The organism is Plastoroseomonas arctica (assembly GCF_018128965.1).
Taxonomy (GTDB): Bacteria; Pseudomonadota; Alphaproteobacteria; order Acetobacterales; family Acetobacteraceae; genus Plastoroseomonas; species Plastoroseomonas arctica.
Map to the genome: position 1 here is coordinate 277,559 of NZ_JAAEDH010000002.1, position 22,649 is coordinate 300,207.

The window sequence follows — 22,649 nt, forward strand, 5'->3', positions numbered from 1 at the left end:
CGCCCGCAGCTTGAGGGCACACCATGCTTCTGCCACGGTCCGGCCATGCCGCGACGCATCGATTCGCAGGACGGACCGTCGCCGCTCCTGCCGCTCATCCTGGTCCTCGCGGCCGGGCTGCTGCATTGGCGCGTCGCCCACATGGCCGGCGGCTTCCTCGCCGACGGATCACTGGCCGACCCGGATTCCTGGACGCGGATCCTGCGCGTGCTGGCGCTGCACGAAGGCGCGGGATGGCACGACGGCATCCTTCGCACGCTCTCCGCGCCCGACGGATTGTCGCTGCACTGGACGCGGCCGCTCGACGTGATGATCCTCGCACCGGCGCGCATCGCCATGGCGTTCGGTGTGGAACCGCGCGAGGCCATCCTGTGGTCCGGCGCCTGGGTCTGCCCGGCGCAGCACCTGCTGGCACTGGCGGCCGGTGTCTGGGCCGCGAAGGCGCTCTGGCCAGGCATGCCGGCCTGGTTCGCCGCGGTGCTGCTGCTCGGCAACGGCGCCGCGCTCGCCTATTCCGTGGCCGGGGCGGCGGACCATCACACGCTGATCCTGCTGGCGGCGCTGGTCACGCTCGGCGCGGGCATGCGCGCGGCGATCAACCCGGAGCGCGGCGCCCAGGCCTGGCTGGCGGGGTTCGCCGGCGGCTTCGGCATCTGGATCAGTCCGGAGGCGCTGCTCACCGTGGCGCCGCTGCTCGCGGGACTCGGGCTCGCCTGGCTGCTCGCCTGGGACGGGCATCGCCACGCGCTGCAGGGACTGCGCGCGTCGGCGGGGCTCGGGCTGATGCTGGCGCTCGCCATCGGGACGGAGCGCCCGTTCGACGAATGGCTGCTCGCCGAGCAGGATCGCGTCTCGATCCAGCACCTGGCGATGGCGGCGGCGGCGGCGGCGACCTTCCTGCTCGCCGCGCCACTTGGGCGGCTCCCGGTCTGGGCGCGGCTGCCGGCCGGCGCCATCCTCGCCGCCGCGGCCGGCGCCGCGCTGGTGTGGCAATGGCCGGAGCTGCTGCGCGCCTCGCTCGGCGCCGCCGATGCCGGTGCCGCCGCGCTGCTGTTGCCCGGCGTCGACGAGATGCAGCCGCTGCGCTTCGGCACGCTCGACGGCCTGGCGGACAGCGTCATCTGGGCCGGCACCGCGCCGCTGGCCTTGCTCGCCCTCGCGCTCGGCCTGGAATTCGAAGGCTGGTCGCGCAATGGCCGCTGGACGGCGGCACTGATGGTGCTGCTCTCGCTGCTCACCGCGCTGGCCGCCACCCTGATGGCGCGGCGCTTCTCGCTCGACCTCGCGGCGCCGGCGGCGATCGGCGCGGCCGGGCTGTTGCCGCTGCTGGGACGATTGCTGATGGGGCCGTCCCGCGTGGTGGCGGTGGCGCTCTTCGCCGCACTGCTGCTTGGCCTGCCTGTCCTCGCGGGCCTGCTCGCGGCGCCTGCCGAGGCCGAGGTGCGGGCAGCGCAAGATTGCCCGACGGGGGCGCTGGTCGCTTTCCTCGCCGCCCATCCGCCCGCCGCCCCGGGCGCGGTGATGCTCGCCGACAACGTCAATCTGGGGCCCGAGCTCGCCTGGCGCACGCCCTATCGGCAGACCGCCGCACCCTATCATCGCGGCGGCGCCGCGCTGCTCGACACAAGCGCGGTGCTGGCGGCGACCGAGGATTCCGAGGCGCTCGCGATCCTGGCGCGGCGCTCGGTGCGGCTGCTGCTGCTGTGCCGGGCCGCCCCCCACCTCGGCGGTCCATTCGCGGAAGATTCGTTCCGCTCCCGCCTTCTCGCGGGTGCTCGTCCGGAGGGCTGGACCGAAGTTACGACCTCGCAGGAGGTTACGCAGGATTTCCTGTTGCTATCATTGGATTAGTGCAGCGCAGCATGGACAAGTATTCATGCGTCACCCATTTCGCGCGCCGCCCGTTTCGGGCATGATGCACGTCACGGTCGATCGGTCTTCGCATCACCGTCACAGGGGGATTTTCCAGCATGCGTATGCTTCTTTCCGCGACGGTGGGGCTGCTCGGCCTCGTCGCCATCTCCGGCGCCGCGCCCGCCTCGGCGACCACGCTCGACCAGCAGACCGTTCTCGCCGGCTTCGCCGCGCCGAGCCCGGCCCTGCAGTTCGGCGCGCCGGTCACCGATCAGCTCGTCGTCGCCAATGACCAGTCCGATTCGCGCCGCCGTCGCCGCCGCCATCATCACCGCCGCTTCAATCGTTGATCCGCGTACGGGGCGCTAGTCGCCCCGGACGAACCGGGCGGCGAAAAACCCGTCCATGCCACCGAACCCGGCCAGCATGTCCGGCCGGGTCCGGAGCATCCCCTGGGGCGTGATCGCGCCCATCTCCGCCACCACGCCTTGCCGGTCAAAGGGTGCCAGCGACAGGCCCTTCACCTTGGCGGCCTGGGCCTCGCCCTCCTCCATCTGCAGCGAGCACGTCGCGAAGACCAGCCGGCCGCCCGGCCGCAGCAGCGCCGTCGCCGCGACGATCAGTTTCGCCTGTAGCTCCGCCGCACTCGCCACATCCTTCGGCCGCTTCAGATGCGCGACGTCCGGGTGCCGGCGGATGGTGCCGGTCGCGGAGCACGGCGCGTCCAGCAGCACGGCGTCGAAGGTCCCGTCCGGGCGCCATGTCGTGGCATCTGACTCCACGATCGTCGCGGCGAGCTTCAGCCGCGCCATGTTCTCGCGCAGCCGCGCCGCACGCCGTGGATCGCGCTCGACGGCGACCACCTCGGCCCCGGCGGCGGCGAGCTGCGCGGTCTTGCCGCCCGGTGCGGCGCAGAGATCGGCGATGCGCTCGCCGGGTTTCGGATCGAGCAGCAGGGCGGGCAGCGCCGCGGCGGCATCCTGCGCCCAGAGCAGCCCTTCATCGAAGCCAGGCAATTCCGTGATGCGCGTGCCTGCCGGCAGGCGCCAGGTGCCGGTCGGCAGCAGCACCGCGCCTTCGGGCGGCGCGGCGCCCTCGCGATGCGACAGGTCGAGCGGCGCCGGCAATTCATGGGCCTCCGCGATCCCGCGGGCACCCTCGGCGCCATAGGCGGCGTGCCAGGCGCTCCAGAGCCAGGGCGGCGTGTCCAGCCGCGCACCATCGAGCAGTTCGAGTGCGGCCAGGCCCTCGGCGGCGACCTTGCGCAGGACCGCGTTCACCAGCCCCGCGAAGGGGCGCGGCACCGCGCCGACCGTGCTGGCGACCGCCGCATGCGGGGGCGTGCCGAGCAGCAGCAGCTCGGCCGCGCCCATGCGCAGCGCGGCGCGCACGACACCCGGCGGGTTGCGGCTGAGGAAAGGCTCCAGCACGGCATCGAGCGAGCCCATGCGGCGCAGCACGGCCGCGGCGATGCGGTGCGCGGCGGCGCGGTCGCGCGCCTCGAGCGAGGGCGGCAGGCTTTCGAGCGCTTCCTCCAACGGGCGGTGACGCTCGAGGACGGATTCAAGCAGGGCGAGGGCGGCGCGGCGGGTGGGGAGGCCGGAAGCGTTCGGGGGACGAGTCATCGAGGGGTTGTAGGCGAAGCCCGGGGGAAGTCATTCCCCCAAACCTCCTTGCCTGATTTTATCGGCCTCAGGGCAGTTTCCGGGTCCCGGCGGCGCGGATCACGCCGCGCGGGCGCGCCGCCTTTTCGGCCAGGCCGCTGACGCCCTGGCGGCGGACCAGCTCGGACCAGACCTCCTCGGGGTGGATGCCGGCATCCACCCAGACGACGATGAGGTGGTACAGCAGGTCGGCGGATTCCAGCACCGTCGCCTCGCGATTGCCCAGCGCCGCCTCGATCACGCACTCCACCGCTTCCTCGCCCAGCTTCTGCGCCACCTTGGCGGTGCCACGCGCCATCAGCCGCGCGGAGTGCGAGCGTGCGGCGTCGCCGGCGCCGCGGCGTTGCTCGACCACCTGCCACAGCCGATCCAGGATCAGCGCATCGCCGCCGGTGCCATTCGCCGTGAGCGGGGACAGTACCCGCGCATCCACGGCGCGCACCGGCTTAGGCAACTTGGATTTCTTCGTGGCGGCGATGCCGGCCGGCAACGGCAGGCGCACCTTTGCCGCCTTGGTCGGCGTCTTGTTCTTTGCAGCTTTCGCCATCAGGCACTCCTCACGCGATGGGGCAGCGGACGCACCGGCAGGCCCGCGGCGGCGAGCGCCGCCTTCGCGTCGGCAATCCGGAACTGACCGAAATGGAACACGCTCGCCGCGAGCAGGCCTGTGGCACCCGCCTCCGCGCCGGCGACGAAATCCGCGACCTTGCCGACACCGCCGGAGGCCACGATCGGCAGCCGCGCCGCGGCGCGGATCGCGCGAAGCAGTACGGTGTCGAAGCCCTGGCCGGTGCCGTCGCGGTCCATGCTGGTGACCAGCAATTCGCCAGCGCCGAGGGCTGCCGCCTGCGCCGCCCAGGCCACCGCATCGATGCCCGTCTCGCGGCGGCCGCCATGGGTGAATATCTCCCACCGTCCCGGGGCGACCTGCTTCGCGTCGATCGCGACAACGATGGCTTGGCTGCCGAACGCCTCGGCCGCGCGGCGGATCAGCTCGGGTTCCGCGATGGCGGCGGAATTGATGCTCACCTTGTCCGCCCCCGCGAGCAGCAGGCGACGCACATCCTCGACGCTGCGGACGCCACCGCCGACGGTGAGCGGGATGAAGACCTGCCGCGCGGTGCGCGCGACGACGTCGAACATGGTGTCGCGGTTCTCCGCCGTCGCGCCGATGTCGAGGAAGGTGATCTCGTCGGCACCTTCGGAATCGTAGAGCCGCGCCTGTTCCACAGGGTCCCCGGCGTCGCGCAGCGCGAGGAAGTTCACGCCCTTGACGACGCGGCCTTCCTTCACATCCAGACAGGGGATCACACGCAACGCCAGCATCGCAGACAACTTTACAATAGGTTGAGTCGCGCGGAATGCCGCAGCGTCTCGATGGCGATGCGTCCAATGCGCGCGCCGGTCAAGCGCTTATTGCGCGCGCGCCGCACGGCCGCACGCATGATGTTCTGATGACAAGTGATCGCGGTGCCGGCGACGACGCAGCGCGCCCGCGCTCAGCCCGCCAGCGCGAGCGCCGCTGCCGGGTCGATCCGCCCATCATAGAGCGCGCGCCCGATGATGGTGCCGGCGATGCCGCCCGCGCCGATCAGCGCGACCACATCCTCGATCCCCGCGACGCCGCCCGAGGCGATCACCGGGATCGGCACCGCGCGCGCGAGGGCCGCCGTCGCCGCGACATTGGCCCCGCCCAGCATGCCGTCGCGGTCGATGTCGGTGTAGATCACCGCCGCCGCGCCAGCATCGGCGAAGCGCAGTGCGAGGTCCTCGGCCGTGATGTCGGAGGTCTCGGCCCAGCCCTCGGTCGCGACCATGCCGCCCCGCGCATCGATGCCGAGTGCGACGCGGCCCGGGAATGCCGCGCAGGCCGCGCGCGCGAAGTCAGGGTCCTTGACGGCGGCGGACCCCAGGATGATCCGCGCGACGCCGGCCTCGATCCAGGCCGCGGCCGTCGCCATGTCGCGGATCCCGCCGCCGAGCTGCACCGGCACACTGGTGGCCGCGAGGATGGCGCGCACGGCCGCCACATTGGCCGGCTTGCCGGCGAAGGCGCCGTCCAGATCGACCACATGCAGCCAGGCAAAGCCCTGCGCCATGAAGGCGGCGGCCTGCGCGCCGGGATCTTCCGAAAACACGGTGGCCGCGTTCATGTCCCCGCGCCGCAGCCGCACGACGCGGCCACCCTTCAGGTCGATGGCGGGGTAGAGCGTGAAGGCGGTCACTCGACGCCGATCAGCTTGTCGGTCTTGCGGCCGCGCCCGGGCTCGAGAAGCTTGGTATAGTAGTGGCCGCCAACCGTGCGGCCATCGGCGCGCGCGTAGAAAGGGTGCGTGCCCCAGCGCTGGTAGCCCATCGCCTCGAACAGCGCGATGGCGGTCGTCTGCGTCTCACGCACATCGAGGTTGAGCACCCGGTGGCCCAGTGCCGCGGCGCGTTCCTCCACGCGGGCGACCATCAGCCGCGCGAGGCCCACGCCACGCGCATAGGGCGCGATATAGGCGTGAGTCAGGGTGGCCGCGAAAGCCTGCGCTTCATTGTTGCGCGTCGGCCGCACGAGCTGCGCGGAGCCCACGATATGGCCGTCCATGCGCGCGACGAACAGCTCGCGCTCGGGGACCAGCAGCGTGCCGCCGAAATGGCGTTCCAAGGTGGCGCGGCCCTGCGGTTCGAGCCAGCCGAAGCCGCCGCCCTCAATGATCGCGGCGTCGGTCGCCTCGCACAGCTCCGCCAGTTCTCCGGGGCTCAGGCGCTCCGCGCGGGCGACATCGAGCTCATGCGCCATCAGGGTTCCCAGCGGAGGAAATTGCCGAGCATGGCGAGACCGACATCCCCACTTTTCTCGACATGGAATTGCGCGGCGACGATGTTCGCGCGCGCCACCATGGCGACGATGGGCCCGCCGTAATCCGTGGTCGCGATGACGAAATCCTCGTCATGGTCGCGGGCGGCGTAGGAGTGGACGAAATAGACGTGGCTGCCCTTCTCGATGCCGTCCAGCACCGGGTGGTAGCCTTCCTCGAAATCCAGCGCGTTCCAGCCCATCTGCGGCAGCGGCAGCGGCTTCCCGTCGGAATCCTTCGGGTCCATCGGCGCGATCTGGCCGCCGAACCAGCCCAGGCCGAAGGACACGCCGTGTTCGAGGCCGCGCTCGAACAGGATCTGCATGCCCACGCAAATGCCGAAGAAGGGCACGCCCTGGGCGCGCACGCGTTCCTCCAGCGCATCCTGCATGCCGTCCAGCGCGTCCAGCCCCTTCTTCACCGCGGCGAAGGCGCCCTGTCCCGGCAGGATGATGCGGTCGGCCGCGCGGATATCGGCGACCGATGTCGTCACGGCCACCTTGACCGCGATCTCCGCCGTCTCGGCCGCCTGTTCCACCGCCTGCTGCACCGAGGCGAGGTTGCCCGAGCCGGTGTCGAGAATCGCCAGCCTGATCATGCCGCCCCTCCCTGCACGTCGCGCAGCGCCGCAGACCGCGCGGCGTCGCTGTTCCCCAGAGCGCGCCACAGCGCGGTATCCTCATCGGGTGCGAGCACCACGGCGCTCTCGCCCCGCCCTTGCCGCGCGAGGCGCATCCGTTGAAGGTCGCGCCCTTCGAACCCGGCCAGGATGTGCAGGCCCGTGAGCGTCAGCAACGCAGGAATGCCCGGCGCAAAGGCGATCACCGCCGCCGCGACCACCACATAGCCGAGTGCGGCGATCCACAGCCCGTGGCGCAGCGCCCAGAGCGGCGCGAAGGCGAAGGCGCCCCACGAAAAACCTTCGCGCAGCAGCAGCGGCGGGGTGCGGTCGGTGCCGGTGTGCAGGGTGTAGGCGTGCAGGCTCATGCCTCCAGCACCCCCTTGGTCGAGGGGATGGCGTCGCCGGCGCGGGGGTCCGGCTCCACCGCCATGCGCAGCGCCCTGGCCAGCGCCTTGAAGCAGCCCTCGGCGACGTGGTGCGCGTTGCTGCCGGCCTTCTGGAATATATGCAGGGTGATGCCGGCGTTGAAGGCGAAGGCGCGGAAAAACTCTTCGAACAGCTCGGTGTCGAGCGTGCCGACCTTGTCGCGCTTGAAGGTCACGTCCCAGGCGAGAAAAGGCCGGCCGGAGATGTCGAGTGCCACTTCGACCAGCGCCTCGTCCATCGGGATCACGGCGTGGCCGTAGCGGCGGATGCCGCGCTTGTCGCCCAGCGCCTGGCGCAGCGCCTGGCCGAGCACGATGCCCACATCCTCGGTGGTGTGGTGGCCGTCGATGTGCAGGTCGCCATCGGCGGCGATGTCCATGTCGATCATGGAGTGCCGGGCCAGCGCGGTGAGCATGTGGTCGAGGAAGCCGATGCCGGTGGCGATGGTCGCGGCCCCGCTGCCATCCAGCGCGATCCGCGCCCGGATGTGGGTCTCGGAGGTGCTGCGGGCGATCTCGGCCCGGCGCGGCGAGGGGGCGGCGTCCATGGGCGCTTCTCTACGCGTGGGCGAGGGGCGGGGCAACCGCGCCGTCGAGCGTCGGGGCAGCCCCGGCTAGCGGAGGTTCCGCTGGGCGTTGCGGCGCTGGATCAGGAATGCGGCCGAGACGCCGAGCACGCTCGCCAGCGCCGCGCCCGGCAGCCATGGCGGCAGGCCGATCAGGGTGCCGAGAGCGCCGACGCCCACCCCGGTCACAACGGCCGCGATCGCCATGATGATGATGATGCGGGTCCAGGTCAGCGGCGTTTGCATCTCGGTCACAGGGCGGAGCTCCGTTCGGTCGCGCAAGGATGCGTCGACTGCATGACAGGTGCAATGTCGAATGGGGGCCGGACCGTTGTTCAGGCCGGGGCGCATCGCCATTTGGCTGCCCATGATGAACAGCAATGATTTGATCGGCTGGCACGGCACGACCATCCTGTGCGTCCGCAAGGGCAACCAGGTGGCGATGGCCGGTGACGGCCAGGTTTCCCTTGGCCAGACCGTGGTCAAGGGCAACGCCAGAAAGATCCGCCGCATCGCCCAGGGCCGCGTCCTCGCGGGCTTCGCCGGTGCGACGGCAGACGCCTTCACGCTGCTGGAGCGGCTGGAGGCCAAGCTCGAACGCTTCCCCGACCAGCTGGAACGCGCGGCCGTGGAACTTGCCAAGGATTGGCGCACGGACCGCTACCTGCGCCGCCTTGAAGCCCTGCTCGCGGTGGCCGACCGGTCCCGGTCGCTGCTGATCACCGGCCAGGGCGATGTATTGGAGCCCGAGGATGCCGTGATCGGCATCGGCTCGGGCGGCAACTATGCCCTGTCTGCGGCGCGCGCGCTGCTGCCGGTCGAGGGCATCGATGCGTCCGAGATCTGCCGCCGGTCGATGGCGATCGCGGCCGATATCTGCGTCTACACCAATGGCAACATGATCCTCGAAACGCTCGAAAGCGTGGTCGGGAAGGAGCCGACCCTGTGAGCGAATCCTCCAACCTCTCCCCGCGAGAGATCGTCTCCGAGCTGGACCGCCACATCGTGGGGCAGCAGGACGCGAAGCGCGCGGTGGCCATCGCGCTGCGCAACCGCTGGCGCCGCCAGCAGCTGGCCCCCGGCCTGCGCGAGGAAGTCACGCCCAAGAACATCCTGATGATCGGGCCGACCGGGTGCGGCAAGACCGAGATCGCCCGACGCCTCGCGCGTCTCGCCAACGCCCCCTTCCTCAAGGTCGAGGCGACCAAGTTCACCGAGGTCGGCTATGTCGGCCGCGACGTGGATTCGATCGTGCGCGACCTGGTCGAGGTCTCGATCACCCTCCTGCGCGAACAGGCCCGCATCGGCGTGCAGGCCAAGGCGGATCTGGCCGCCGAGGAGCGGCTGCTCTCCGCGCTGGTGGGTGAGGGTGCCGCCGGCGAGACGCGCCAGAAATTCCGCAAGATGCTGCGCGAAGGCCAGATCGAGGATCGCGAGGTCGAGGTGGCCGTGGCCGAGACCGGCGGCGGCATGCCGATCGGCATGATGGACCTCCCGGGCGCCCAGGGCATGCAGATGCAGAACATGCAGGACATGCTGGGCAAGATGTTCGGCGGCCGCAGCAAGACGCGCAAGATGAACGTGGCCGATGCCCGGGTGGCGCTCACGCGCGAGGAAGCCGACAAGCTGCTCGACAATGACGCGCTCACCCGCGATGCCGTCGCACATGCGGAGGCCAACGGCATCGTCTTCATCGACGAGATCGACAAGGTCTGCGCGCGCACCACCGAGGGCGGCTTCCGCGGCGGCGATGTCTCCCGCGAGGGCGTCCAGCGTGATCTGCTGCCGCTGATCGAGGGCACCACGGTGACGACCAAGCATGGGCCGGTGAAGACCGACCATGTGCTGTTCATCGCCTCGGGCGCCTTCCACCTGGCCAAGCCCTCGGACCTGCTGCCGGAATTGCAGGGGCGCTTGCCGATCCGCGTGGAGCTGGCCGCGCTCACCCGCGATGACTTCAAGCGCATCCTGACTGAGCCGGAGCACAGCCTGATCAAGCAATACGTGGCCTTGCTGGGCACCGAGGGTGTCACACTCGAGATGGCGGCCGACGCCGTGGACGCCATTGCCGAGCTCGCCGCAGACATCAACGCCAGCGTCGAGAATATCGGCGCCCGGCGGCTCTCCACCGTGCTGGAACGGCTGCTGGAGGAAATCTCCTTCACGGCGTCGGACCGGCGCGGCGAAGCGGTGGCGGTGGATGGCGCGATGGTGCGCGCCAAGGTTGGACCGCTCGCGGCCAGCGCCGACCTCAGCCGCTATATCCTGTAGCGGCGGCGGGGTCATCCGTGTTATAACCTTCGTGATCACGGAGGTTATCCCATGGCGACCTTGAAGCTGCGCGCGATCGGCAATTCGGTGGGCGTCGTGCTGCCCAAGGAACTGCTTGCACGGCTGAACATCGGCGAGGGAGATGTGTTGCACGCCGTGGAGCAACCCGGCGGCGCGGTACTGCTCACCACGCTCGATCCGGTGGCCGCCGAGCAGTTGCGCGTCGGGCGCGAAGTGATGCGCAAGTATCGCGGCGTGCTGCGCGAACTCGCAAAATGACGACGCCAACCTGGCTGCGGCGCGAGATCATTCTGCTGCTGCACGCCGAGGGCCTCAATGAACATGGCGGGCTCGCAGGCATCCGCGATGAGGGCCTGTTCGACAGCGCTCTCGCGCGCCCCGAAAACCTGCACGCCTATGGCGGCGAGACGGACCTGTTCCGCCTCGCCGCCGCCTATGCTTTCGGCCTCGCGCGCAATCACCCCTTCGCCGATGGCAACAAGCGCGCCGCCTTCATCGCGGCCGTGACATTCCTGGAGTTCAACGGCATGGCCACCAACCTCGACGAGGGTGAGGCGATCGCCGCCACCATGGACCTCGCGGCCGGTGATCTCCCCGAGGAAGGTTTCGCCGCCTGGCTGCGTGACAATTCCTCCCAGGGCTGAACTTCGCTCCCCGCATCGCCATGTGAGGCGTGCATGACCGATCTCGCCCTCGCCTCCTCCCCCCTCATCTCCGCGACCGCGCATGGCGAAATCCGCGCCGCGTTCGAGACGCTGGAGCACACTTCGCTTGCCGCACGGCTCGCCGCTCTCGCCGGGACGCCGCTGGAGGCGTTGCGGAACGCCCTGCCTACCTTCGTGCAGTCCCGCCTGGATGGCGCGGTGCGCGCCGCCCTCGAACGCGCGATGACGACGGCGCTGGGCAGCCGGCCGGAAGCTTCGCCCTTCGCCATGGGGCAGACCTGGTTCCACCGCGGACTCGCTGCCGCTTCGGGCATCGCCGGCGGTGCTTTCGGCCTGCCCGGAACCCTGGTCGAGCTGCCCATCTCCACCACCCTCCTGCTGCGCCAGATCGCCGCCGAGGCCGCCGCGCAGGGCGAGGACCTCGCGCATCCCGCCACGGCGCCCGAATGCCTGAAGGTGTTTGCGCTCGGCGGCCGCGGCACCGAGGACGACGCGACCGAAAGCGGTTACTTCGCCGTCCGCGTAGCGCTCGCCGAGACGCTCAAGGGCGCGGTCGGGGTCAACCTCCTGCCCAGCTTCATCGGCGCCATTGCCGCCCGCTTCGGCGGTCCGATCGCGCTGAAACTCGGCGCCCAGGCGGCCCCCATCCTGGGCGCGGCCGCCGGTGCGGCCGTGAACCTCGCCTTCCTCCAGCATTTCAAATCCATCGCCCACGCCCACTTCACGCTGCGCCGGCTGGAGCGCAACCATGGCGAGGCCGCGATCCGCGCGGCCTATGACGCCATTGCGGCAGAGCGCGACGCTCGGTTCGCCGGCTGAGGGAGAAACAAGCACATGGCCCGCATCCCCTACCTCGATTCCGAGGACCTGCCCGAGGACCAGCGCGATCTTCTCAAGCGCCCGATCAGCCTCCATCGCGCGCTGACCAACAGCCCCGGCGGGGCACGCGCCTTCCAGGGCCTCGGGCAATACATTCGCCACGGCAGCAAGCTCGACCCGCGGCTGCGCGAGATGGCCATCCTGCAGGTCGGCTGGATCGCGCGCAGCGCCTATGAATGGTCGCACCACGTGAAGATCGGCATGGAGTTCGGCGTCGCCGAGACCGACATCCGCGCCATCATGAGTGGCGACGAGAGCGGCCTCGACGGCCTTGCCCGCCTGGTGCTGCGCGCCGCGCGCGAGGTGGTGTCGGGCGGCACATCGCAGGCCACGCATGACCAGCTCGCCGCCAATTTCAGCACCGAGGAACTGACCGACCTCATCCTCACCGCCGGCTTCTACTGCGCCGTGGTGCGCGTGCTCGCCTCGCTCGAGATCGACGTGGAGCCCGACTACATGCCCTACCTCGAAAAATTCCCGCTTCCCCGCGCATGAAGCGCATCGCCTCGCTCGCACTGCTCTGGCCCTATCTGCGTGCCCATGCCGGGCGCGTGGCGATGGCGGGCGTGGCACTGGTCGTCGCCGCCTCCCTGGTGCTCGGCATCGGCCAGGGCATCCGGCACCTGATCGACCAGGGATTTTCCACCGCCAACGCCGCCGAGCTCGATCGCGCGGCGTTGCTGATGTTCGGCATCGTGGCCGCGCTCGCACTCGCCACCGGTGCGCGGTACTATCTCGTCTCCTGGCTCGGCGAGCGCATCGCCGCCGATATCCGTCGCGACGCCTATGACCGGCTGCTCACCCTCTCGCCCGCCTATTTCGAGGTGGCGCGCGCCGGCGACATCCTCTCCCGCCTCACCGCCGATATCGCCCTGCTGCAATCCCTCATCGGCTCGGCGATTTCTATGGGCATCCGCAACACGCTGATGATCATCGGCGCCTTCGGCATGCTCGTCGCCACCAGCCCCAAGCTGGCGCTGATCGTCGCCGCCGTGCTGCCGATCGTGGTCGCCCCCCTCATCCTCTTCGGCCGACGCGAGAAAAAACTCTCCCGCGCCACCCAGGATCGCGTCGCCGACCTCGGGCACCAGGTGGAGGAGACCATCGCCGGCATCCGCACCGTGCAGGCCTTCACCCAGGAGGCGAGCGCGCACGCCAGCTTCCAGGTGGCCGCCGAAAGCTCCGTCTCCACCGCGCTGAAGCGCATCAAGGTGCGGGCGGGGCTGATCCTCGCGGTGATCCTGCTCGGCTTCGGCGCCGTCACCTTCTCGCTCTGGGTCGGCGGGCACGACGTCGTTGCCGGCCGCATGACCGGCGGCGAGCTCTCCGCCTTCGTCCTCTACGCCATCCTGCTCGCGACCTCCGCAGCCGCACTCAGCGAAGTCTGGGGCGAGGTCCAGCGCGCCGCGGGTGCCGCCGAACGCATCGACGAAGTGCTCGACGCCGTCCCCGCCATCGCGGCACCCGCCGCACCCGCCATCCTGCCGCGCCCTGTCCGTGGCCGCATCGCCTTCGAGGACGTCCACTTCTCCTACCCGACCCGCCCCTCACAAAAAGCCCTCGACGGCTTCTCGCTCACCGTTGAACCCGGCGAGACCGTGGCTCTCGTCGGCCCCTCCGGCGCCGGCAAGACCACCATCCTGCAACTGCTGCTGCGCTTCTATGACCCGCAATCCGGCACCGTGCGCCTCGACGGCGTGGACATCGCCACGCTCGACCCGCGCACCCTGCGCGAGCCCCTCGGCCTGGTCCCGCAGGACCCGGTGATCTTCAGCGCCAATGCCTGGGACAACATCCGCTTCGGCCGCCCCGACGCCACCGACGAGCAAGTCCGCGCCGCCGCCGTTCAGGCCTCCGCCGACCGCTTCCTCGACGCCCTGCCCGAAGGCTTCGCCACCCACCTCGGCGCCAAGGGCGTCACGCTCTCCGGCGGCCAACGCCAGCGCGTCGCCATCGCCCGCGCCATCCTCCGCGACCCGCGCGTGCTGCTGCTCGACGAAGCCACCAGCGCACTCGACGCCGAGAGCGAGCAGGCGGTGCAGCAGGCCCTCGCCGAACTGTCGGAAAACCGCACCACCCTGGTGGTGGCGCACAGACTCGCCACCGTGCGACGCGCGGACAGGATCGTGGTGATGGAAGCCGGCAAAATCGTCGCGATTGGGACGCACGCGTCACTGCTGAAGGACGGAGGACTCTACCAACGGTTCGCGGAACTGCAGTTCACTGACGCATGAAAAAGGCTGGGGAAAAGAATTCCCCCCGCAAACGTATACGTTTGCGGCCATTCTTTTATTTTCACGACTTGGCGCCGGACGAGCGCGCAATCCGGCCTTCCAGGGGATAAGCGGGATCGTTGTAGCCGGGCGTCGAGGGATGGCCAGCGGCGACCAGGGCGTCCACGGCGGCCTCGTCCTCGGCACTCAACACACAGCCCAGCGCGGCCACATACTCCTCCCAATGCTCCTCGGTGCGCGGCCCTGCGATCACCCCTGTGATCAGGCGGTTGTGCAGCACCCAGGCCAGCGCGAACTGCCCCGCCGTCACCCCATGCGCCTCCGCCCTCGCCGCAATCTTCCCGGCGATCTCCAGGCTCTCCGGCCGCCACTCCGTCTCCATCATCCGCTTGTCGCGCCGCGCGGCGCGAGACCCCTCCGGAGGCACCACATTCGGCGCATACTTCCCCGTCAGCACCCCCCGCGCCAGCGGCGAATACGGAAACACCCCCAGGCCAAGCGCTGCGCAGGCCGGCAGATGCTCCACCTCCACCATCCGGTTCAGCGCATTGTACAGCGGCTGACTCACCACCGGCCGGTCGATGCCCGCCAGATCACACAACCGGCATACCTCCGCCACGCGCCACGCCCGATGGTTCGACAGCCCGAAATACCGGATCTTCCCCGCGCGGATCAGGTCCGCCATGGCGCGCACGCTCTCCTCAAGCGGGGTCGCATGATCCTCCTTGTGCCAGTACAGGATGTCGATGACGTCGGTGCCAAGCCGCTTCAGGCTGGCCTCGACCGCGTGGAAGGCGTGCAGGCGCGACATCCCGCCGCCATTCGGCCCCTCCCCCATCGGGTTCGCCATCTTGGTCGCCAGCACCCACCAGGCGCGATCGCCGGCGATGGCACGCCCCACCACCTCCTCGGACCTCCCGCCATTGTAGGTGTCCGCGGTGTCGACGAAGTTCACGCCCTGCGACCGTGCACGCGCGATGATGCGCTGGCTCGTGGCCTCGTCCGTGCCAGCGCCAAACATCATGGTGCCGAGGCAGAGCGGCGAGACCTTGACCCCGCTGCGTCCGAGATTGCGATACTCCATGGCGTGGCTCCCCTTCGCGCGCGGCGCAGCAGGCGGCGGATCGCGAACCGCGTCAAGCGCGGCGGCAGCGTCGCTCAGCCCGCGCGTCGCCTCCCCGTCGCCGCCAACGCGCGGAGGCTTCGGATCACATCCCGCGCGACCGAGGGCCAATCGCCCGGCGACGGCTGGCGGAACAGCCGCATCGAGGGATACCACGGGCTCGTATCGCGGCCCTCCATCCATCGCCAGTCGGCCTCGTGGCGCAGCATCAGCCAGATCGGGACGTCCAACGCGCCAGCCAGGTGCGCCGGCATGGAATCGACGCTGATCACCAGATCGAGCCCGCGCATCAGCGATGCGAGCGCGAGCAGATCATCGGCACCGGAGCTGAGACCGAACCCGGCATCCCGCTCCTGCAGCGCCGGGCCGCGCTGCAGGATGTGCAGGCTGACCCCCGGCACATCGGCGAGCCCCGCGAGCAGCCGCAGCGGGATCGCGCGCAACGGATCGTACTCGCCCGCCGCCCACACGAGGCCGATCGCAAGACAATCGCCGCGTGCGTTCGCTGCCGGCGGATGCAGATAGGGCGCATCACCCGGAAGGCTCTCCGCCGTCACGCGCAGCGCATGCGCCAGCTCCATGATCTCGATGTCGACGTCATGCGCGAACTCCGGCGTGCCGTCGTGCAGCGGTTCCAGCCGCCCCACGCCCGGCATGGTGCGCAACAGGGGAATGAGCGCGGGCTGAACCCAGGTCACCACATCCGCGGCGATCTCGCGCAGCGTCGGGATGAACCGGATGAACTGGATCGTGTCGCCGAGGCCATGATAGCAGCGCACAAGCACCTGACGGCCGCGCAGCGGCGTCCCGTCCCAGACCGCCTGTAGGTGCCGCGGCGCGTGCCGGTCGCGCGCCGCGCCGCGCGCCGCCAGCATCGCATCGCCGAGCTGCCAGGCCTCCGCCCAGGCGCCGCGGCGCATGCAGCGCATCCAGGCCGCGCCCGGATCCTCGCGCGGGCGCACGGCCAGGCTCGCCTCAGTCACGCAGCTGCGCCTGCTCGGCGGCGATCGCGTCGATCACCGCCTCCGGCGCCACCGCCGACTGGATTTCCTGCACCTCCGGATGCTGCGCCTCGGGCACGCCCAGGCGCTCGGCGATGGCGGCCAGCAGCTTCGCGACATGGGTGAGCTCGTGTTCGGTCAACAGGCTGATCTGCAGGTCGAGCTCGGCGCGCGCGGAGGCCTCGTTCTCCATGCGGTTCTGGCTGATCAGCACGAAGGTCGACAGGAAGATCGCTTCGACCGAAGCGACCATTGCAAGGATCACCAGCGACGCGTCGAACCGTGGCACCCCGGGCACGAGGCCGACATTGATCGCGATCCAGCAACCGAACAGCGCGAGGTGCAGATAGACGAAGCGCATCGACCCGGTGAAGCGCGTGACGGCCTGGGCGACGCGCTGCTCCGGTTTCTCCCGTGCCGCGGCGTCGCGACGCCTCTGTTCCAGCACCTTGATGTTGCGCGTCAGCGCGGAACCGAGGTCGGGCGCTGCGGTCGTGGTCGTTGTCGTTGCTGGCGCCATGGGTTCGGAACGCTCGCGCATCCGGGCAGATGCAACAGCGCGTCGGGTTCGGCGTTGACGCCTCCGAGAGCAATGATGGAACGCGGCGATGGTCGATCGGATGATGCGGGCAGCGATTGTCGAAGCACCCGGAAGGATGCGGCTGGACATGGTGCCGCTGCCGCAACCCGGGCACGGCGAGGTCCGCATCCGGCTGGAAGGCTGCGGCGTCTGCGCGTCCAACCTCACGCCCTGGGCCGGGCCCGAATGGATGCAGTTCCCCACCCCGCCCGGCGATCTCGGGCATGAGGGCTGGGGCATCGTCGATGCGCTCGGCGAGGGTGTCGGCGCCCTGGCGCTGGGCCAGCGCGTCGCGGCGCTGAGCTTCCGCGGCTATGCCGAATACGACCTCGCCGCGGCGGACCGCGTGCTCCCCCTGCCGGCCGCGCTGGACGCCATGCCTTTCCCCGGCGAGCCGCTCGGTTGCGCCATGAACATCTTCGCGCGCAGCGGCATCGAGGCGGGGCAGGACGTGGCGATCATCGGGATCGGCTTCCTCGGCGCGATCCTCACGCGCCTGGTCACCGAAGCGGGCGCCCGCGTGATCGCGATCGCCCGGCGGCCCTACGCGTTGGACCTCGCACGCCGCATGGGCGCGGCCGAGACCATCGCCATGGACGACCACGCGGCGATCATCGCGCGCGTCGCCGCCCTGACCTCGGGGAAATTCTGCCCGCGCGTGATCGAGGCCGTGGGAAAATCCTGGCCGCTGGATCTCGCCGGCGAACTGACCGGGGAGCGTGGGCGCCTCATCATCGCGGGCTACCACCAGGATGGGCCCCGCCAGGTCAACATGTGGCTGTGGAACTGGCGCGGCATCGACGTGATCAACGCGCATGAGCGCGACCTGGCGATCCGCACGGAGGGCATGCGCGCGGCTCTGGACGCGGTGATGTCGGGCCGCATCGACCTCGCCGCGCTCTGCACCCATCGCTTTCCGCTCGAACGGCTCGGCGAGGCGCTTGACGCCACGCGCGACCGCCCGGACGGCTTCCTCAAGGCCTGGGTCGCACCATGAGCGCGCCACGCCTGGGGTTCCTCGGCCTCGGATGGATCGGGCGGCACCGCATGCGCGCGATCCTGGATGCGGACGCCGGCCAAGCCGTGGCCATCACCGATCCGTCGCCCGACGCGGTGCGCGAGGCGGCGACGATCGCACCGGGCGCCGCCATGGTCGATGGGCTGGATGCGATGTTGGCGCTGGGCCTCGACGGGGTGGTGATCGCGACCCCCAGCGCCATGCACGCCGCGCAGGCGATCAAGGCGCTGGACCATGGCGTCGCGGTGTTCTGCCAGAAACCGCTCGGGCGCAGCGCGGCGGAAGCGGAGGCGGTGGTCGCCGCGGCGCGCCGCGCTGATCGGCGGCTGGGGCTGGACCTGTCCTATCGCCACACCCTCGCCATGGTGCGGCTGCGCGACCTGGTCCGCAGCGGGGGCATCGGTCGCGTCTTCGCCGGCGACCTCACCTTCCACAACGCCTATGGGCCCGACAAGCCGTGGTTCTACGACGTCGTGCTGGCCGGCGGCGGTTGTGTGATGGATCTCGGCGTGCACCTCATCGATCTCGCGCTATGGGTGCTGGATTTCCCCGAGGTGATCGCGGTGGAAAGTCATCTGCGCGCCGGCGGCGAGCCACTGGCCGGACCCCGCGCCCGCGTCGAGGATTTCTGCCTTGCCACGCTGGCGCTCGAAGGCGGGGTTGTGCTGCGCCTCGCCTGCTCGTGGAAGCTGCACGCGGGCCGCGACGCCGAGATCGGCGCGAGCTTCTGGGGCACCGAGGGTGGCGCGGCCATGCGCAACGCCGACGGCTCCTTCTACGACTTCACCGCCGAGCACAACCGGCAAACCCATCGCGAGTTGCTCGCGTCGCCGCCCGATGACTGGGGCGGCCGCGCGGCGATCGACTGGGCCAAGCGCATCGGCGATGGCTTCGACGCGGAGGCGGAACGCTTCGTCACCGTGGCCCGCGTGATTGACCGCATCTACGACGCCTCGCGTCAGGCGGCGCCCAGCAGGTAGTCCTCCAGCTCCGCGGCGCGCCGCGCGGAAGAATGCTCGGCGAGAATTCGCGTCCGCAGCGTCGTGGCCATCGCGCGGCGTCGCGGCTCCGCAATCGCCAGCGCTTCCACCACCTCATCCTCGCCATCCGCAATCAGGATCTCCCGACCGGGCTGCAACAGCGCGTTCAGCCCCGGCCACTCGTCGGAGATGATGGGCGTGGCACAGGCGCCGGCCTCGAACAACCGAACGCTCGGGCTGTAGCCGGCGAGGATCATGTCGGCGCGCGTGACGTTGAGCGTGAAGCGGCTCTGCGCATAGAAGGCGGCGTGCTGTTCGGGCGGCAGGTGCGCGATGCGCTCGACATTGGCGGGCCAGTCGATCGTGTCGGGGTATTGCGGCCCGGCGACGACAAAGCGTCGCTCCGGCGCGCGCCGTGCCGGGTCCAGCAGCAGCCGCTCCAGCGTCGGCTGGCGATCGTCGCTGTAGGTGCCGAGATAGGACAGGTCCCACCGATGCGGCAGGTCCAGTGGCCGATAGGCGTCGACATCCACCGAGCAATAGAGCTGGCGCGCGGCCGGCGATCCATACTCGCGCTCGAGCCGCACCAGCGTGGGTCCGCCGGTGAACGAGAGATAGAGGCGGAAGCCGGCGATCTGGCGCGCGGCGATGTAGCTCTCCTCGCCGCGCGCGAGGCCGGCCAGCGTCACCGGCGTGTCGATGTCGTAGAAGGCCGCCAGCCGCGCAACCCGCTGCACATAGTCGCCCACCGCGATGCCATCCGGCACGTAGGAGCCGAGGATCACCGCATCGGCCGTCGCCAGCGCATCGTGCCAGGCGTCCAGTTCCGCCACGCTGTCGTAGAAGGCGAGCCGGCAATAGCCGGGCTCGGCCAGGTCGCGATGCGCGGCGTACCAGGGCACCTGGCGCTCGAGGAACAGGATGTCGTGGCCGCGCGCGGCGAAGGCGCGCAGCAGCGCGCGATAGGTCGTCGCATGCCCATTGCCCCAGGAGGAGGACAGGCTCAAGCCCAGCACCACGATGCGCATCAGGCGTTCGCCACCATGGCGCGGCGCCGCGCGGTTTCCTCGCGCAACAGCGCGTCCACCTCCACGCCGCGCCGGGTGTAGGTGTGGTCGGCGCAGATGCGCAGGCGCGCCGCCTCGCCGATGGCGCGCGCCCGCGCCGGGGTGAGTTCGGCGACGTGGGCGGCGACATCCGCACCGTCGCGGGCGACCAGCACCTCGATGCCTTCCGCCAGAAAGAGCTCGAGACCGACCCAGGCGTCGGTGATCAGGCAGGCCCCCGCGCCCGCCGCCTCAAAGACGCGGGTCGCCGGGGAGTATCCCGTCGCCGCCATGCTGTCGCGCGCGATGTTGAGCACGGCGGTGGCCGAGGTGTTGAAGGCGTTGTGGTCGCGCGTCGGCACATGGCCGATATAGCGGATGTTCGGCGACATCGGCTTGTCCGCCCAGCCATTGCCACCGAGCACGAAGCGCTGTCCCGGCAACCGTAACGCCGCATCGAGGAAAAACGCTTCCACGCGCCGCTCGCGATCGGGCAGGCGGTTGGCGAGCAGCGAGAGATCGGCGGCGAAGCGTGGCTCGGGCGGCACCGGATGATGGGTGTCGGGATCGAGCGCATTGTAGATCGGCACGCAGCGCCGCGCGCCGAGCGATTCATACGCCGCGACCACCGGCGGCCCGCCGCCATAGGTCAGCACCAGGTCGAGCGCGGGCAGGGCCTGCCGCAGCGGATGGCCCGGCTGCGGGCGGATTTCTTCCAGTGTCGCCGGCGCGTCCACGTCCCAGAAGATGCGCACCGCGTCCGGGCGCGCCCGAGACATGACGCCGGTGATCAGCTCGTCGTCGAAGACGCCGACGCCGCTGGTCTTGACCACCACGTCGGCCAGCGCGGCTTCATCCATCACCGCATTCAGCGCATCGGTGGTCGCCGCATAGACGCGTGACCGCGCCCAGTCCGGCGGCGCGATGTCGTTGTGCGCCTGCCGGTCATAGGCCTCGGGTTCGTAGAAGATCACATCGTGGCCGCGCGCCGCGAGATCGCGGATGACGCCGCGATAATAGGTCGCCGCGCCATTCCAGTAGGAGGAGAGCAGGCTTGATCCATAGAAGGCGATCTTCACGGCTGCGGCACCGCGTTCAGGCCGACGACCTTCCCGCCGCCCTCCCACAGCACCAGCGTGCTGATCGAGGCGGGCGCGATGTCGAAGCGGTCATGCGCGTCGAGCGTCAGGCCGAGCACCGCGGCGAGCGCGGCCTTGATGACGTCGGCGTGGCTGACCAGCGCGACGACGCCGTTGGGATAGCGCCGGCGCAGCGTGCGGGCGAAATCCAGCACGCGTTCGCCGGCCTCGGCCATGGTTTCGCCGCCGGGCGGGCGCGAGGCAGCACGTTCGCTGTTCCAGCGCAGCCAACGCGGATCCTCGCGCAACTCGGCGAATTCACGACCGGTCCATTCGCCGCAGTCGATCTCCGTGAGCTCGGGGCTCACCTGCGCGGTGAGGTTCAGCATGTCGCCCAGCACGTCGGCCGTCATGCGCGAGCGTTCGAGCGGGCTGGTGAACAGGGCATCCGGCGCGTGACGCTGCAGGGCGGCGCCGAGCAGCGAGGCCTGATGCAGCCCCGCCGCGCCCAGCGACACGCCCGGCATGCGGCCACACAGCACGCGGTCCACGCGGTCATGCGCGGCGTGGCGCAGCAGAAACAGGGTGATCACGTCCGGGCGGCTCATGGCGCCTCCGCCTCGACGAAGGCGCGCAGCCGCTCGCGCGCCTCCGCATCATGCCACTGCCGCGGCGGCGACTTCATGAAGTAGGCCGAGGGGCCGAGCAGCGCGCCGCCGATGCCGCGGTCCAGCGCCAGCTTCGCGCAGCGCACGGCGTCGATCACAACCCCAGCCGCATTGGGCGAATCCCACACCTCGAGCTTGAGCTCCACGTTCAGCGGCGTGCCGCCGAAGCCGGTGCCTTCGAGGCGGATCTGCGCCCATTTCCGGTCGAGCAGCCACGGCACATGATCGCTCGGGCCGACATGCACATCCGTCTCGGGCAAGGGAACGCCCAGCTCGCTGGTGACCGCGCGTGTCTTGGAGATCTTCTTGGAGGCGAGACGTTCGCGCTCCAGCATGTTGAGGAAATCCGCGTTGCCGCCGAAGTTCAGCTGGTAGGTGCGGTCGAGCCGCACGCCACGCTCGTGGAACAGGTTGACCAGCGTGCGATGCAGGATAGTGGCGCCCACCTGGCTCTTGATGTCGTCCCCGATGATGGGCAGCCCGCGCGCCTCAAAGCGACGGCGCCAGCCTTCGTCCGATGCGATGAAGACCGGGATGCAGTTGACGAAGGCGCAACCTGCCTGGAGCGCCTGCTCGGCATAGAACTCCGTCGCGCGCTGCGCTCCCACCGGCAGCCAGGAGACGAGCACGTCGGTGCGTGTATCGGCGAGGATCTCCGCGACGGGTGCCGGGCTCGCCGCGGATTCGACGATCTCGTCGCGCATGTAGCGACCGATGCCGTCCAGCGTCGGCCCGCGCTCCACCGTGACGCCGAGCGGCGCAACATCGGCGAAGCGATGGGTGTTGTTCGGCGCCGCCGCGATCGCCTCGGCGACATCGCGCCCCACCTTGCCCTCGGCGACGTCGAAGGCCGCGCTCACCACCACGTCGCGCAGATGGTACGGGCCGAGCGTCACGCTCATCAGCCCCGGCACCGGCTCATTCGCATCCGCGTCGCGATAATAGGTGAGGCCCTGCACGAAGGCCGAGGCACAGTTGCCAAGCCCGACGATGCCGACACGCACGCTCCGCGGATCCCGTGACCATGGCTGGATAGAATCGGGCAAGGCTGCGCCTCCGCGTTGTGCCTGTGGGCCGTAACGTCGCGCCGAGGAAAGAAGCTGCATCGCG

General features: G+C 70.3%; 27 protein-coding genes. 11 read left to right on the top strand and 16 right to left on the bottom strand.

The genetic code is table 11. From position 1 onward, the window contains the following. The first annotated feature begins 45 nt into the window (after positions 1-45). Together GXW79_RS03550 and GXW79_RS03555 are read left to right on the top strand one after the other, a co-directional pair. Positions 46-1,851 (top strand): hypothetical protein, encoded by a 1,806-nt coding sequence (locus tag GXW79_RS03550; RefSeq protein WP_211872928.1) that lies wholly within the window; start codon positions 46-48, stop codon positions 1,849-1,851. Between the two features lie 119 nt (positions 1,852-1,970). After that, the gene (locus GXW79_RS03555) at positions 1,971-2,204 is read left to right on the top strand and encodes a hypothetical protein (protein ID WP_211872930.1); all 234 of its coding nucleotides are present in this window, start codon (positions 1,971-1,973) and stop codon (positions 2,202-2,204) included. Positions 2,205-2,219: 15 nt separating this feature from the next. Here the strand turns inward: GXW79_RS03555 and GXW79_RS03560 are convergent, their stop codons facing one another. From GXW79_RS03560 to GXW79_RS03600, 9 genes are all read right to left on the bottom strand, one after another. Beyond that, the gene (locus tag GXW79_RS03560; protein ID WP_211872931.1) at positions 2,220-3,479 is read right to left on the bottom strand and encodes an RsmB/NOP family class I SAM-dependent RNA methyltransferase; all 1,260 of its coding nucleotides are present in this window, start codon (positions 3,477-3,479) and stop codon (positions 2,220-2,222) included. A 67-nt stretch (positions 3,480-3,546) separates the two neighbouring features. Then, entirely contained in the window at positions 3,547-4,065 is a 519-nt protein-coding gene (locus GXW79_RS03565) for a phosphoribosyl-ATP diphosphatase (protein WP_211872932.1), read from the bottom strand. Further along, entirely contained in the window at positions 4,065-4,844 is a 780-nt protein-coding gene (gene hisF, locus GXW79_RS03570; RefSeq protein ID WP_211872934.1) for an imidazole glycerol phosphate synthase subunit HisF, read from the bottom strand. The genes GXW79_RS03565 and hisF overlap by 1 nt, the downstream gene beginning before the upstream one ends. A gap of 173 nt (positions 4,845-5,017) precedes the next feature. Continuing rightward, positions 5,018-5,743 (bottom strand): 1-(5-phosphoribosyl)-5-[(5-phosphoribosylamino)methylideneamino]imidazole-4-carboxamide isomerase, encoded by a 726-nt coding sequence (gene hisA, locus GXW79_RS03575; protein ID WP_211872936.1) that lies wholly within the window; start codon positions 5,741-5,743, stop codon positions 5,018-5,020. Continuing rightward, positions 5,740-6,303 carry a GNAT family N-acetyltransferase gene (locus tag GXW79_RS03580; RefSeq protein ID WP_211872938.1) on the bottom strand — a complete coding sequence of 188 codons (564 nt, stop codon included), beginning with the start codon at positions 6,301-6,303 and terminating at the stop codon, positions 5,740-5,742. The genes hisA and GXW79_RS03580 overlap by 4 nt, the downstream gene beginning before the upstream one ends. Further along, positions 6,303-6,956, bottom strand: a complete 654-nt coding sequence (hisH, locus tag GXW79_RS03585; RefSeq protein WP_211873071.1) for an imidazole glycerol phosphate synthase subunit HisH — start codon at positions 6,954-6,956, stop codon at positions 6,303-6,305. Before hisH ends, GXW79_RS03580 begins: the two co-directional genes overlap by 1 nt. Then, the gene (locus GXW79_RS03590) at positions 6,956-7,348 is read right to left on the bottom strand and encodes a DUF2628 domain-containing protein (RefSeq protein ID WP_211872939.1); all 393 of its coding nucleotides are present in this window, start codon (positions 7,346-7,348) and stop codon (positions 6,956-6,958) included. The genes hisH and GXW79_RS03590 overlap by 1 nt, the downstream gene beginning before the upstream one ends. Next, positions 7,345-7,956, bottom strand: a complete 612-nt coding sequence (hisB, locus tag GXW79_RS03595; protein ID WP_211872941.1) for an imidazoleglycerol-phosphate dehydratase HisB — start codon at positions 7,954-7,956, stop codon at positions 7,345-7,347. The genes GXW79_RS03590 and hisB overlap by 4 nt, the downstream gene beginning before the upstream one ends. A 66-nt stretch (positions 7,957-8,022) precedes the next feature. Next, positions 8,023-8,229, bottom strand: coding sequence for a hypothetical protein (locus GXW79_RS03600; RefSeq protein ID WP_211872943.1), 207 nt, complete (start codon positions 8,227-8,229; stop codon positions 8,023-8,025). Between the two features lie 112 nt (positions 8,230-8,341). Here GXW79_RS03600 and hslV point away from each other — a divergent pair, with 112 nt between their 5' ends. From hslV to GXW79_RS03635, 7 genes are read left to right on the top strand one after another with little or no spacing between them, the layout of a single operon-like run. After that, positions 8,342-8,923 (top strand): ATP-dependent protease subunit HslV, encoded by a 582-nt coding sequence (gene hslV, locus GXW79_RS03605; protein WP_211872945.1) that lies wholly within the window; start codon positions 8,342-8,344, stop codon positions 8,921-8,923. After that, positions 8,920-10,245 carry an ATP-dependent protease ATPase subunit HslU gene (gene hslU / locus GXW79_RS03610; RefSeq protein ID WP_211872947.1) on the top strand — a complete coding sequence of 442 codons (1,326 nt, stop codon included), beginning with the start codon at positions 8,920-8,922 and terminating at the stop codon, positions 10,243-10,245. The genes hslV and hslU overlap by 4 nt, the downstream gene beginning before the upstream one ends. Positions 10,246-10,296: 51 nt before the next feature. After that, positions 10,297-10,524, top strand: a complete 228-nt coding sequence (locus tag GXW79_RS03615) for an AbrB/MazE/SpoVT family DNA-binding domain-containing protein (protein WP_211872949.1) — start codon at positions 10,297-10,299, stop codon at positions 10,522-10,524. Further along, positions 10,521-10,910: a type II toxin-antitoxin system death-on-curing family toxin gene (locus GXW79_RS03620; RefSeq protein ID WP_211872951.1), complete on the top strand. Its 390-nt coding sequence runs from the start codon at positions 10,521-10,523 to the stop codon at positions 10,908-10,910. Before GXW79_RS03615 ends, GXW79_RS03620 begins: the two co-directional genes overlap by 4 nt. A gap of 33 nt (positions 10,911-10,943) precedes the next feature. Then, the gene (locus tag GXW79_RS03625; RefSeq protein WP_211872953.1) at positions 10,944-11,750 is read left to right on the top strand and encodes an EcsC family protein; all 807 of its coding nucleotides are present in this window, start codon (positions 10,944-10,946) and stop codon (positions 11,748-11,750) included. A 15-nt stretch (positions 11,751-11,765) separates the two neighbouring features. Beyond that, positions 11,766-12,305 (top strand): carboxymuconolactone decarboxylase family protein, encoded by a 540-nt coding sequence (locus GXW79_RS03630; RefSeq protein WP_211872955.1) that lies wholly within the window; start codon positions 11,766-11,768, stop codon positions 12,303-12,305. Continuing rightward, positions 12,302-14,044 carry an ABC transporter transmembrane domain-containing protein gene (locus GXW79_RS03635; protein WP_211872957.1) on the top strand — a complete coding sequence of 581 codons (1,743 nt, stop codon included), beginning with the start codon at positions 12,302-12,304 and terminating at the stop codon, positions 14,042-14,044. The genes GXW79_RS03630 and GXW79_RS03635 overlap by 4 nt, the downstream gene beginning before the upstream one ends. A 61-nt stretch (positions 14,045-14,105) precedes the next feature. On the opposite strand, the gene GXW79_RS03640 is transcribed toward GXW79_RS03635, so the two are convergent. From GXW79_RS03640 to GXW79_RS03650, 3 genes are all read right to left on the bottom strand, one after another. Further along, positions 14,106-15,128, bottom strand: coding sequence for an aldo/keto reductase (locus GXW79_RS03640; RefSeq protein WP_211872959.1), 1,023 nt, complete (start codon positions 15,126-15,128; stop codon positions 14,106-14,108). 74 nt (positions 15,129-15,202) lie between these two features. Beyond that, on the bottom strand, positions 15,203-16,150 hold the full coding sequence (locus GXW79_RS03645; RefSeq protein WP_211872961.1) for a glycosyltransferase family protein: 948 nt from the start codon (positions 16,148-16,150) through the stop codon (positions 15,203-15,205). Continuing rightward, the gene (locus GXW79_RS03650) at positions 16,143-16,688 is read right to left on the bottom strand and encodes a DUF1003 domain-containing protein (RefSeq protein ID WP_211872963.1); all 546 of its coding nucleotides are present in this window, start codon (positions 16,686-16,688) and stop codon (positions 16,143-16,145) included. The genes GXW79_RS03645 and GXW79_RS03650 overlap by 8 nt, the downstream gene beginning before the upstream one ends. 136 nt (positions 16,689-16,824) lie before the next feature. On the opposite strand from GXW79_RS03650, the gene GXW79_RS03655 reads away from it, so the two are divergent. Together GXW79_RS03655 and GXW79_RS03660 are read left to right on the top strand one after the other, a co-directional pair. After that, entirely contained in the window at positions 16,825-17,745 is a 921-nt protein-coding gene (locus GXW79_RS03655; RefSeq protein WP_246503667.1) for an MDR/zinc-dependent alcohol dehydrogenase-like family protein, read from the top strand. Then, on the top strand, positions 17,742-18,746 hold the full coding sequence (locus GXW79_RS03660) for a Gfo/Idh/MocA family protein (protein ID WP_211872970.1): 1,005 nt from the start codon (positions 17,742-17,744) through the stop codon (positions 18,744-18,746). Before GXW79_RS03655 ends, GXW79_RS03660 begins: the two co-directional genes overlap by 4 nt. On the opposite strand, the gene GXW79_RS03665 is transcribed toward GXW79_RS03660, so the two are convergent. The 4 genes from GXW79_RS03665 to GXW79_RS03680 are packed head-to-tail and all read right to left on the bottom strand — an operon-like array spanning position 18,725 to position 22,543. After that, complete coding sequence (locus tag GXW79_RS03665) at positions 18,725-19,774, bottom strand: CgeB family protein (protein WP_211872972.1); 1,050 nt, start codon at positions 19,772-19,774, stop codon at positions 18,725-18,727. The genes GXW79_RS03660 and GXW79_RS03665 overlap by 22 nt on opposite strands. Next, complete coding sequence (locus GXW79_RS03670; RefSeq protein ID WP_211872973.1) at positions 19,774-20,871, bottom strand: CgeB family protein; 1,098 nt, start codon at positions 20,869-20,871, stop codon at positions 19,774-19,776. Before GXW79_RS03670 ends, GXW79_RS03665 begins: the two co-directional genes overlap by 1 nt. Continuing rightward, positions 20,868-21,479 (bottom strand): histidine phosphatase family protein, encoded by a 612-nt coding sequence (locus GXW79_RS03675; protein WP_211872974.1) that lies wholly within the window; start codon positions 21,477-21,479, stop codon positions 20,868-20,870. Before GXW79_RS03675 ends, GXW79_RS03670 begins: the two co-directional genes overlap by 4 nt. Next, positions 21,476-22,543, bottom strand: coding sequence for an inositol-3-phosphate synthase (locus GXW79_RS03680; RefSeq protein ID WP_367614789.1), 1,068 nt, complete (start codon positions 22,541-22,543; stop codon positions 21,476-21,478). Before GXW79_RS03680 ends, GXW79_RS03675 begins: the two co-directional genes overlap by 4 nt. Positions 22,544-22,649: the final 106 nt, after the last annotated feature.

Coding starts and splice junctions, on each gene's coding strand:
- GXW79_RS03550 (WP_211872928.1), top strand. CDS start 46: ATGCCGCGACGCATCGATTCGCAGGACGGACCGTCGCCGCTCCTGCCG.
- GXW79_RS03555 (WP_211872930.1), top strand. CDS start 1,971: ATGCGTATGCTTCTTTCCGCGACGGTGGGGCTGCTCGGCCTCGTCGCC.
- GXW79_RS03560 (WP_211872931.1), bottom strand. CDS start 3,479: ATGACTCGTCCCCCGAACGCTTCCGGCCTCCCCACCCGCCGCGCCGCC.
- GXW79_RS03565 (WP_211872932.1), bottom strand. CDS start 4,065: ATGGCGAAAGCTGCAAAGAACAAGACGCCGACCAAGGCGGCAAAGGTG.
- hisF (WP_211872934.1), bottom strand. CDS start 4,844: ATGCTGGCGTTGCGTGTGATCCCCTGTCTGGATGTGAAGGAAGGCCGC.
- GXW79_RS03580 (WP_211872938.1), bottom strand. CDS start 6,303: ATGGCGCATGAGCTCGATGTCGCCCGCGCGGAGCGCCTGAGCCCCGGA.
- GXW79_RS03590 (WP_211872939.1), bottom strand. CDS start 7,348: ATGAGCCTGCACGCCTACACCCTGCACACCGGCACCGACCGCACCCCG.
- hisB (WP_211872941.1), bottom strand. CDS start 7,956: ATGGACGCCGCCCCCTCGCCGCGCCGGGCCGAGATCGCCCGCAGCACC.
- hslV (WP_211872945.1), top strand. CDS start 8,342: ATGATGAACAGCAATGATTTGATCGGCTGGCACGGCACGACCATCCTG.
- GXW79_RS03615 (WP_211872949.1), top strand. CDS start 10,297: ATGGCGACCTTGAAGCTGCGCGCGATCGGCAATTCGGTGGGCGTCGTG.
- GXW79_RS03620 (WP_211872951.1), top strand. CDS start 10,521: ATGACGACGCCAACCTGGCTGCGGCGCGAGATCATTCTGCTGCTGCAC.
- GXW79_RS03625 (WP_211872953.1), top strand. CDS start 10,944: ATGACCGATCTCGCCCTCGCCTCCTCCCCCCTCATCTCCGCGACCGCG.
- GXW79_RS03630 (WP_211872955.1), top strand. CDS start 11,766: ATGGCCCGCATCCCCTACCTCGATTCCGAGGACCTGCCCGAGGACCAG.
- GXW79_RS03635 (WP_211872957.1), top strand. CDS start 12,302: ATGAAGCGCATCGCCTCGCTCGCACTGCTCTGGCCCTATCTGCGTGCC.
- GXW79_RS03640 (WP_211872959.1), bottom strand. CDS start 15,128: ATGGAGTATCGCAATCTCGGACGCAGCGGGGTCAAGGTCTCGCCGCTC.
- GXW79_RS03650 (WP_211872963.1), bottom strand. CDS start 16,688: ATGGCGCCAGCAACGACAACGACCACGACCGCAGCGCCCGACCTCGGT.
- GXW79_RS03655 (WP_246503667.1), top strand. CDS start 16,825: ATGCGGCTGGACATGGTGCCGCTGCCGCAACCCGGGCACGGCGAGGTC.
- GXW79_RS03660 (WP_211872970.1), top strand. CDS start 17,742: ATGAGCGCGCCACGCCTGGGGTTCCTCGGCCTCGGATGGATCGGGCGG.
- GXW79_RS03665 (WP_211872972.1), bottom strand. CDS start 19,774: ATGCGCATCGTGGTGCTGGGCTTGAGCCTGTCCTCCTCCTGGGGCAAT.
- GXW79_RS03675 (WP_211872974.1), bottom strand. CDS start 21,479: ATGAGCCGCCCGGACGTGATCACCCTGTTTCTGCTGCGCCACGCCGCG.